The 8794-nt window shown below is 44.1% G+C and carries 12 protein-coding genes and 2 rRNA genes; all 14 read left to right on the top strand.

Annotated features, from left to right (window positions below; translation table 11 throughout):
• On the top strand, positions 1-186 hold a 186-nt coding region (locus tag AR335_RS25075; protein ID WP_234293385.1), incomplete at its 5' end, for a hypothetical protein.
• Between the two features lie 114 nt (positions 187-300).
• Positions 301-416, top strand: a 5S ribosomal RNA gene (rrf, locus tag AR335_RS22615).
• Between the two features lie 379 nt (positions 417-795).
• Positions 796-914 (top strand): 5S ribosomal RNA (gene rrf, locus AR335_RS22610).
• A 427-nt stretch (positions 915-1341) separates the two neighbouring features.
• Positions 1342-1545 (top strand): sigma factor G inhibitor Gin, encoded by a 204-nt coding sequence (locus AR335_RS25335; RefSeq protein WP_369795874.1) that lies wholly within the window; start codon positions 1342-1344, stop codon positions 1543-1545.
• Positions 1546-1657: 112 nt separating this feature from the next.
• Entirely contained in the window at positions 1658-3097 is a 1440-nt protein-coding gene (locus tag AR335_RS22600; RefSeq protein ID WP_062240391.1) for an aminotransferase class I/II-fold pyridoxal phosphate-dependent enzyme, read from the top strand.
• 2 nt (positions 3098-3099) lie between these two features.
• On the top strand, positions 3100-3741 hold the full coding sequence (tmk, locus tag AR335_RS22595) for a dTMP kinase (RefSeq protein ID WP_199805127.1): 642 nt from the start codon (positions 3100-3102) through the stop codon (positions 3739-3741).
• Positions 3742-3763: 22 nt separating this feature from the next.
• Positions 3764-4093, top strand: coding sequence for a cyclic-di-AMP receptor (locus tag AR335_RS22590; protein ID WP_053356283.1), 330 nt, complete (start codon positions 3764-3766; stop codon positions 4091-4093).
• An 18-nt stretch (positions 4094-4111) separates the two neighbouring features.
• Complete coding sequence (locus AR335_RS22585) at positions 4112-4552, top strand: YaaR family protein (RefSeq protein ID WP_062240372.1); 441 nt, start codon at positions 4112-4114, stop codon at positions 4550-4552.
• 9 nt (positions 4553-4561) lie between these two features.
• Positions 4562-5548: a DNA polymerase III subunit delta' gene (holB, locus tag AR335_RS22580; protein WP_062240369.1), complete on the top strand. Its 987-nt coding sequence runs from the start codon at positions 4562-4564 to the stop codon at positions 5546-5548.
• A gap of 6 nt (positions 5549-5554) precedes the next feature.
• Complete coding sequence (locus tag AR335_RS22575; protein ID WP_053356280.1) at positions 5555-6382, top strand: PSP1 domain-containing protein; 828 nt, start codon at positions 5555-5557, stop codon at positions 6380-6382.
• A 15-nt stretch (positions 6383-6397) separates the two neighbouring features.
• Positions 6398-6751: a DNA replication initiation control protein YabA gene (gene yabA / locus AR335_RS22570; RefSeq protein WP_053356279.1), complete on the top strand. Its 354-nt coding sequence runs from the start codon at positions 6398-6400 to the stop codon at positions 6749-6751.
• A 145-nt stretch (positions 6752-6896) separates the two neighbouring features.
• Positions 6897-7640: a tRNA1(Val) (adenine(37)-N6)-methyltransferase gene (locus tag AR335_RS22565; protein ID WP_053356278.1), complete on the top strand. Its 744-nt coding sequence runs from the start codon at positions 6897-6899 to the stop codon at positions 7638-7640.
• A complete protein-coding gene (locus AR335_RS22560) occupies positions 7630-7926 on the top strand; it encodes a GIY-YIG nuclease family protein (protein WP_062240368.1) in 297 nt (98 codons plus the stop codon). The genes AR335_RS22565 and AR335_RS22560 overlap by 11 nt, the downstream gene beginning before the upstream one ends.
• Entirely contained in the window at positions 7892-8779 is an 888-nt protein-coding gene (gene rsmI, locus AR335_RS22555; RefSeq protein ID WP_062240367.1) for a 16S rRNA (cytidine(1402)-2'-O)-methyltransferase, read from the top strand. The genes AR335_RS22560 and rsmI overlap by 35 nt, the downstream gene beginning before the upstream one ends.
• Positions 8780-8794: the final 15 nt, after the last annotated feature.

The raw sequence follows: 8794 nt of genomic DNA, 5'->3' as shown, positions 1-8794 counted from the left end.
AAAAGCGGTATGAACCGTTTATATCCGACAAGCGTTGGAGATCCTGACGAGAACACGTTTTTGGTGTTCGTAGGAGGGATTGAAACGACCTCGAGGATAGGGTTCATGGAGCTGGACGTTAGCATCAGTGAAAGTTTGGATGAAAAGTTATCTAGTTTTGAGGGAATATACCTCAAAATAGGTTGAAAAACCTACCTATGTCTGGTGGCGATAGCGAAGAGGTCTTACTANAAGTTTGGATGAAAAGTTATCTAGTTTTGAGGGAATATACCTCAAAATAGGTTGAAAAACCTACCTATGTCTGGTGGCGATAGCGAAGAGGTCACACCCGTTCCCATACCGAACACGGAAGTTAAGCTCTTCAGCGCCGATGGTAGTTGGGGGCTTCCCCCTGTAAGAGTAGGACGTTGCCAGGCACGATTGAAGCACTGTTGGATTGATTCCAGCAGTGCTTTTTTGTATGTTCTTTTATGAAAATGACGTGATAGGCAAGTAAACCTTGTCGAATCGCAAGTAACGGCTGTGAAATCGCAAGTAAACGCTGTCGAACCGCAAGTAAATGAGCCGGTTTCGCAAGTAAACCCACAAAAACCGCAAGTAACGCTCCCGGACAACAAAGCAGAACCTTCGAAACCGTATCCATTAGCCACAAAAAGATGATTTTCAAAGAGAAAACGAAAAAATAAAGCCTATACAAACTAATTACTTGTTCTATTTTTCCTAAAACCATCGAGGGATCAACCAAATAAGGTGGTTTGCATATCGCCGCCTGGGTCGTGCTCAGAGCAAGGGATATTCGGTGGTGAGCGATAGCGAAGAGGTCACATCCGTTCCCATACCGAACACGGAAGTTAAGCCCTTCAGCGCCGATGGGAGTGGGGGCTTTCCCCTGTATAAGTAGGACGTTGCCGGGCATGAACGAAGCACTGTTGGATTGATTTCAGCAGTGCTTTTTTGTATGTTCTTTTTTATGACAATGAGGGGTTTGGCATGAAAGGCTGAAAAGTCGCACGTAAAGTCTCCATTCCCGCATGTAAACCCTTCAAAGTCGCACGTAAAAGGGACAAAGCCGCATGAAAACCGTACAAACCCGCAAGTAACAATCATTTAGCCAGCGGAATCCAATCATTCAGTCAGAAGCCACTACTTTTACCATCTTGTTCTTCGAGCATAGAACATTTATTTCACTGAATCGGCCGGGAAGGCTTTAATTTTCCAAGACAGACACGAACAAATTCTGTTTCACATACATTGAACTAGAGCCTAAACAGAAACGAAGATTAATAAGGTACGAGAGTATAGAGCGGAGGAACTCTGGAAAGAATGAAGTAATGGAGGTGGATGAAAATGAAATCATCATTGAAACCAACAGGGGAAATGTGTTTAATATGCGAGGAGCATAAGCAGACCGGTATTCATATTTTACATCAATACATTTGTATGGACTGCGAGAAAAAAATAGTTTCTGCTGAAACCAATGACGAGTATTACAAACACTATTTAAATCAATTAAGAAAACTAAAATTAGTTAATTCTTCTTTATAAAACAGGCCAACATGGCCTGTTTTTCTCTTTGGAGCGAAAAGCAGAGAGGTTTGAGGTATGCTAAAATAGAAGGATAAACGTAACTTCATGCAAGAAAAAAGGATTGCACATGATAAATGAACAAAGAACCCCCTTATATGATGCCCTCATACGGCATAGCCATAAAACAAAATGGTCCTTTCATGTTCCGGGTCATAAAAATGGAGCCATCGGTTTTGGCGGCAAACAAAACAAAGCCTTTGCCTCAGTTCTTCCTATAGATGTGACAGAGCTGACTGGACTGGATGATCTGCATGAACCATCTGAAGCCATTCAGGAGGCGCAAGCGTTGACGGCTTCCTTGTATGGCGTTAATTCCAGTTATTTTTTAGTGGGAGGAAGTACAGCGGGAAACCTGGTCATGCTTTTGTCCGCTTTTCAAGAGAATGATGTAGTGTTCGTTCAGCGCAATTGCCATAAGTCTGTCTTAAACGGGCTTGAGCTGGCAGGGCTGCGGCCGGTGTTTCTCTCACCGGGCATCGATCCGGTTGGCCAGTTTGCCACTGGTCTTACTCTTGAAGTGGTAAAAGAAGGTGTAAGGAAGTTTCCGGCAGCCAAAGGGATTATGCTGACTAACCCCAACTATTATGGAATGTCGGTGGATCTTAAGGAAATAATTCCTTATTTGCACGAGAACGGACTGGTTGTACTGGTGGATGAGGCCCATGGAGCCCACTTTGGACGGGATGGGCAGTTTCCCGAAAGTGCTCTTGAAGCTGGAGCTGACATGGTTGTTCATTCTGCTCATAAAACACTGCCTGCTATGACCATGGGTGCGTACTTGCATTTCAACAGTTTTCGTATTGATGAAAAGAGGGTAAAACATTATTTACAAGCCCTTCAATCCAGTTCGCCATCTTATCCCATCATGGCCTCGCTGGATTTAGCCAGAGCCTATTTAGCCAGCCTGACTCGAAGGGATTTTAATGAAATAAAAAAAGATGGTGATCATTTCCGCAAAGCTCTGAACCGTATTCCTCAACTAAATGTGCTGCCGGCTTCTGCCGGCTGTCTGATGGACCCTCTAAAAGTTACCGTACAGAGCACGACGGGTCTTACCGGATATGAGCTGCAGGAGAAGTTAGAGGAGAAGGGGATTTTTACGGAACTCGCAGATCCCATGAATGTCCTGTTTGTTCTGCCCCTTGGAAGGATACCGAATCTCAGCGCATTGATTGAAACCATTCAAGGTGCCCTGTCAGACGGGATGTTTCACAAGGAACATTCTCGCATCCCTTTGCAGAGGGAAGAGACAGGCATCAGCGCCCTTGCAGTAAGCTATAAAGAGATGCTTAAGATGGAGAGTGCAGAGATATGGATATCCCACTCTTCCGGACACATAGCTGCCCAGTCTGTTATTCCATATCCGCCTGGCATTCCTTTGATTGCCAAGGGAGAACGAATTACTGATGAACTGGTGAAAAACTATCAATATCTATTAGAGCATGGCGCCCGTTTTCAGGGCGGCCAAGGCAAAAAAATAAACGTATATGCTGAACAGAAGGAAGAATAGACGTGAACGGATTATTTATTACGATAGAGGGCCCGGATGGCTCAGGAAAATCAACACAGATTAAAAAACTGGCTGATTATTTAGAAGAAAGCCGTATTCCATATCTTTTAACCCGTGAACCGGGAGGAACAGCGGTCAGCGACAGGATCCGCTCTTTGATTTTAGATCCGGCTCACCCAGAAATGGCGGATGAGACGGAAGTGCTGCTGTATGCCGCTTCACGTGCGCAGCATGTGAAAGAAAAAATTCTTCCGGCGTTGCAAGAGGGCAAACTGGTACTGTGTGACCGCTTTGTCGATGCGTCCATTGCTTATCAAGCCTATGGACTCGGTATTTCTGTAGTGGATGTCACGGCGATCAATCGCTTTGCAACAGGTGGATTAAGCCCGGACCGAAGCTACCTCATCGATATTTCTCCTGAAGCAGGGAGGGAACGGATGGTCAGCCGATATACTGAAGAAGGACTTGACCGTATAGAGCAGAAACAGCTGGAGTATCATGAGAGAGTAAGATCAGGATTCAGGAAAATTTATTCAGAAAACAAGGAACGTTTTCTTCTTGTGGATGGAAACCAGACTATAGACCAGGTTTTTGATGTCATCAAAAAGGATATTAAACTTCTTCTAGCGAACCGATATAACTAATAAATCACAGGAGGGAAAAAGTATGAAAATGATCATTGCAGTGGTTCAGGATAAGGATAGCAGCCGTTTGGCGGATGCGCTTGTTAAACATGAGTTCCGTGCGACCAAGCTGGCGACGACCGGAGGCTTCCTTAAAGCAGGGAATACGACGTTCATGATTGGTGTGGAAGATCAGCAAGTGGATCGTGTAATGGACATCATCAAAGAGAACTGCAAGAGCCGCAATCAGCTGGTTGCCCCTGTATCGCCGATGGGCGGTAATGCTGATGCATACGTTCCCTATCCTGTTGAAGTAGAAGTTGGAGGAGCCACTGTATTTGTTCTTCCTGTGGAAAGCTTTCAGCAGTTTTAAAATAACGGAGGAATCAAAATGAAAATTGGCCAAGATCCCCGCCCTTTAATCGATACGAAACAAAAAGAAGGAAAGCTCAGCGGAAAAAGCGGACATGCTTTTGGAGAAGCTGTTACGAGCCATCAGGAAAAGCTGCAGTCCGATCAGCTCGGCACTCTTTTTAAGGACGTAGAGAAGCAGGGGCAGCGGCTTGCTCAGTATCAGACCATGAGAGATTTTAATCAGTATAAACAGCTTGTGCAGCGTTTTGTAAAAGAAGCTGTTGATTTTGGCATGAATCTGAAACATAGCCGCGGCTGGAACAGCCAGGGAAGGCAGCAGACCACGAGACTTGTCCAAGAAGTAGATACGAAGCTTCTGGAAATGACAGATTTGATGTTAAAAAAGGAAGAAAAATCAATCGGCCTGCTCGATAAGATCGGTGAAGTCAAAGGTCTTTTGATTAATCTGTATATGTAGGTGGAAAAAATGAGCTGGGAACAATTAAGTGAACGGCAGCCAAGAGTTGTAAAAACGTTAACGAATAGTGTTAAGAAGGATCGTCTCGCTCATGCTTATGTGTTTGAGGGGGGTCATGGAACAGGAAAAATGGATATGGCCCTGCAGATCGCAAAAACATTTTTGTGCAGGGAAACAACAAGTGTTGAACCATGCGGAGTATGTAAGGATTGTAAGAGGATCGACTCAGGAAACCATCCGGACGTTCATATCGTCCAGCCTGAAGGGCAATCCATTAAAATTGATCAAATCCGCGGTCTGCAAAAGGAATTTGCTTATCATGGAATGGAATCAGATAAAAAAGTATACATTGTTGAACATGCCGATCGTATGACGGTACAGGCCGCAAACAGCCTGCTTAAATTTTTGGAAGAACCGACGTCATCCACGATCGCCTTTTTATTGACAGAACAGGTGCATCGTCTGCTGGAGACCATTCTTTCCAGGTCTCAGGTTGTTTCCTTTTCTCCTCTTCCGCCTGAACAGCTTATGAAATCTTTGCAGGAAGAAGATATCTCTTTGCCTATGGCTGCTATGGCAGCTGCATTAACGAGTGATAAGTCAGAAGCACTCGAAATTTGTAGGCAAGAGTGGTTTGCACAAGCACGAGACAAAGTGATACAATTAACAGAAGAGTTGAAAACTCGTCCCAGCCAGGTATTTGTTTCATTACAGGATAACTGGTTGTCGTTTTTTAAGGAAAAAGATCAACTCGACAATGCATTAAGCCTTTTACTGATCTGGTACAAAGATCTTTTATTTATACAGCTTTCAGAGCCGGAGCACCTGGTATTTGTCGATCAGCGGCAAGCGTTAGAGCAGCAAGCTCTACATACCTCACAGAAAAGAATCAGTGAGAAAATGCTGGCTATCTTAACAGCCAAGCAACGTCTAGGTGCAAACGTAAACCCCCAGCTCCTGATGGAGCAGCTGGTGTTACGATTACGGGAGGGATAAAAGCCTGTGTATGAAGTAGTCGGAGTCCGTTTTAAAAAAGCGGGAAAAATATACTATTTCGATCCTGGCGACCTTGATATCATAAAGGATACATTCGTAATTGTTGAAACAGCGCGCGGAATTGAGTACGGAAAAGTCGTCATAGACAAGAAGCAAGTTGGGGAGAATGATGTTGTACTTCCTTTAAAAAAGGTAGTAAGAAGCGCAAACGAGAAAGATACACTTGCGGTAGATGAAAACAAAAAAGCTGCCCAAAATGCTTTTGAACTGTGTACGGAAAAGATAACCGAGCATAAGCTTGACATGAAATTGGTAGATGTCGAATATACCTTTGACCGAAATAAAGTCATTTTTTATTTCACTGCAGATGGACGCATCGATTTTAGGGAACTGGTTAAAGATCTCGCTTCCATTTTTCGGACGCGGATCGAGCTTCGGCAAATCGGAGTCCGTGATGAAGCAAAAATGCTTGGAGGCATCGGCCCATGCGGAAGAATGCTGTGCTGTTCCACTTTTCTTGGTGATTTTGAACCCGTATCAATTAAAATGGCCAAAGACCAGAATCTATCGCTTAACCCCGCAAAGATTTCTGGATTATGCGGCCGTTTAATGTGCTGTTTAAAATACGAAAACGATTATTATGAAGAAGTCAAAAGAGAGCTTCCAGATGTGGGTGAACATATCGCCACTCCAGATGGAAGAGGTCGCGTTGTTGGATTGAATATGCTCGAGAAACTTGTACAGGTCGAACTGCCGGAACTTGAAAAAGTAACGGAATATACAATTGAAGAGCTCATGAAAGAAAAGGAATTATTTACGCAAGCTACAGAATAACGAGGTGGAAAGCACGTGGAGAAAGATCAGATTTTTTCCCGGGTGACCCATATGGAGCAGCAATTGGCAGCTTTAACGGAACAAATTGGAGACTTAAAAGCAGACCTTGTCGCCTTATTGGAACAGAATCACAACCTGCAAATGGAAAATTACAATTTGCGAAGTGCTCTGAAGCCACAGGAAAAAAAAGGATCCAACTCCTCTGTTAAAAAGCGGCCATTGCCACAAGAATCGGCAGATATCGGGGAAGGCTATGACAACCTGGCCAGGCTGTATCAAGAAGGATTTCATATTTGCAATCTTCATTATGGAAGTGTGCGAACAGAGGGCGACTGCCTGTTCTGTCTGTCATTTCTTAATAAAAAATAAAGAGTCTTTCCAAAGGGGAAGACTCTTTTCTGTGTTTAAAGAAAAACTCTGTTCGTCAATGTTGTTGATTTTGAGCAGGTGTGATTAAATCAGCAATATGCTTTAACAAAGCCAAGAAAAAAAGTGAAGCAGAAAGAGTGATGAAATGGAAAACCTGTTAAAAGGAGACGAACGGTTAGACTATCTAGTTGATGAATCTTTGAAAATCATACAGAGCCCATCCGTCTTTTCTTTTTCTCTGGATGCCGTACTGCTGAGCAGGTTTGCCTACGTACCCATTCAAAAGGGAAACATTATCGATCTTTGCACAGGAAACGGAGCCGTCGCCTTGTTATTGACACAGCGTTCGAAGGCTGCCATCACAGGAGTAGAGATTCAGGAACGGCTGAGTGATATGGCCGGCCGTAGCGTGGAAGTTAATGGGATGCAGGATCAGGTTTCAATACTGACAGACAACATCATCAATCTTCCTGGAAAGCTTGGTACAGGAAAGTTTGATACGGTTGTGTGCAATCCGCCGTATTTTTCCTCGGTAAATGAAAAAGATTATAATGAGAACCCTCATTTGGCGGTAGCCAGGCACGAGATCCATTGTACACTTGAAGATGTGATCTCAGTGAGCAGCAAGCTGGTAAAGCAGGGAGGTAAAGCTGCGTTCGTCCACCGTCCTCAGCGGCTGATGGATATATTGAGCCTGATGAGAAAATATAGGCTTGAGCCCAAAAGGCTGCAGTTTGTTTATCCAAAGCAAGGCGGTGAGGCGAACATGCTTCTTGTCGAGGGAATGAAGGACGGCAAGCCTGATCTTCATATTCTCCCCCCGCTGACCGTGTATGGAGAAGACGGGCAATATACGGAAGAATTGAAGAAGGTCTTCTATGGAAAATAAATTTTATGTTTATATTCTGAAGTGCATTGATGATACCCTCTATACCGGCTATACCAATAACCTGGAAAAGCGGGTACTGGCTCATGAATCAGGAAAGGGAGCAAAGTACACAAGAGGGAGAGCTCCGCTGCAGCTTGTTTTCTCCGCTGATTTTCCAACTAAAGAAGATGCGATGAAAGCAGAATACCGAATAAAAAGAATGACGAAGAAAGAGAAGGAACACTTGATCAAGGAAGGAGGCGCTGTATATCATGTGGCAGCAGAGCAGCTATCAGAGCGGTCATGAAACAGGTTTACTCTATTTAGTTCCCACGCCGATTGGAAATCTGGAGGACATGACTTTCCGTGCGATACGGATTTTAAAGGAAGCTGATTACATAGGAGCGGAAGATACGAGGCAGACGAAAAAGCTCTGCAATTACTTTGAGATCCAGACCCCTCTTTTCAGCTACCATGAACATAATAAAGAAGTGAGCGGCATGAAACTAATCGACCTGCTGAAAGAAGGAAAAACAGTGGCACTTGTATCAGATGCAGGAACACCGGCCATTTCCGATCCGGGTTATGAACTTGTTGTGAGCGCACTGGAGGAAAAGATTCCTGTTGTTCCTCTCCCCGGGGCGAATGCGGCATTATCTTCATTAATTGCTTCAGGACTTAATACGAAGGATTTTTACTTTTACGGATTTTTGCCACGGGGCAAGAAAGAAAAGAAAGAACAGCTTGAGCGGCTCAAGTCCTTTCCATTTACGATGATCTTTTATGAGTCTCCCCATCGGCTGAAAGAAACCTTATCCATTATGCATGACATTTTGGGTGAGCGGAGTGTTTCAATGGCGAGAGAATTGACAAAGAAATATGAGGAGTTCATCAGAGGCCCATTAAGCACGGTGGTGGATTGGACTAAGGAAACAGAGATCAGAGGCGAGTTTTGCCTGGTAGTGGAAGGCTCGTCAGATGCACCCGAAGAAAAGGCAGAATCTCAGTGGTGGGATCCTCTGACGCTTGTTGAACACGTCCAGCATTACATCGATAAAGAACAGCTAAAAAGTAAAGAAGCGGTAAAAAAAGCAGCGGCAGACCGAAATCTGCCAAAGCGAGAAGTATACCAAGCCTATCACGTTGAAAATGAAAGCTAAACACATAAAAAGAGC

The organism is Fictibacillus sp. FJAT-27399 (assembly GCF_001510655.1).
In the GTDB taxonomy this organism is placed as follows: domain Bacteria; phylum Bacillota; class Bacilli; order Bacillales; family Fictibacillaceae; genus Fictibacillus_C; species Fictibacillus_C marinisediminis.
Note: the sequence above shows the minus strand (reverse complement) of the source record. Positions and strands in the feature narration are given on the sequence as shown.

What these genes read in the sequence shown, in the direction of transcription:
- holB (WP_062240369.1), top strand. Translation starts at nt 4,562, where the DNA reads ATGAGCTGGGAACAATTAAGTGAACGGCAGCCAAGAGTTGTAAAAACG.
- AR335_RS25335 (WP_369795874.1), top strand. Translation starts at nt 1,342, where the DNA reads ATGAAAATGAAATCATCATTGAAACCAACAGGGGAAATGTGTTTAATA.
- AR335_RS22565 (WP_053356278.1), top strand. Translation starts at nt 6,897, where the DNA reads ATGGAAAACCTGTTAAAAGGAGACGAACGGTTAGACTATCTAGTTGAT.
- AR335_RS22590 (WP_053356283.1), top strand. Translation starts at nt 3,764, where the DNA reads ATGAAAATGATCATTGCAGTGGTTCAGGATAAGGATAGCAGCCGTTTG.
- AR335_RS22560 (WP_062240368.1), top strand. Translation starts at nt 7,630, where the DNA reads ATGGAAAATAAATTTTATGTTTATATTCTGAAGTGCATTGATGATACC.
- rsmI (WP_062240367.1), top strand. Translation starts at nt 7,892, where the DNA reads ATGTGGCAGCAGAGCAGCTATCAGAGCGGTCATGAAACAGGTTTACTC.
- AR335_RS22585 (WP_062240372.1), top strand. Translation starts at nt 4,112, where the DNA reads ATGAAAATTGGCCAAGATCCCCGCCCTTTAATCGATACGAAACAAAAA.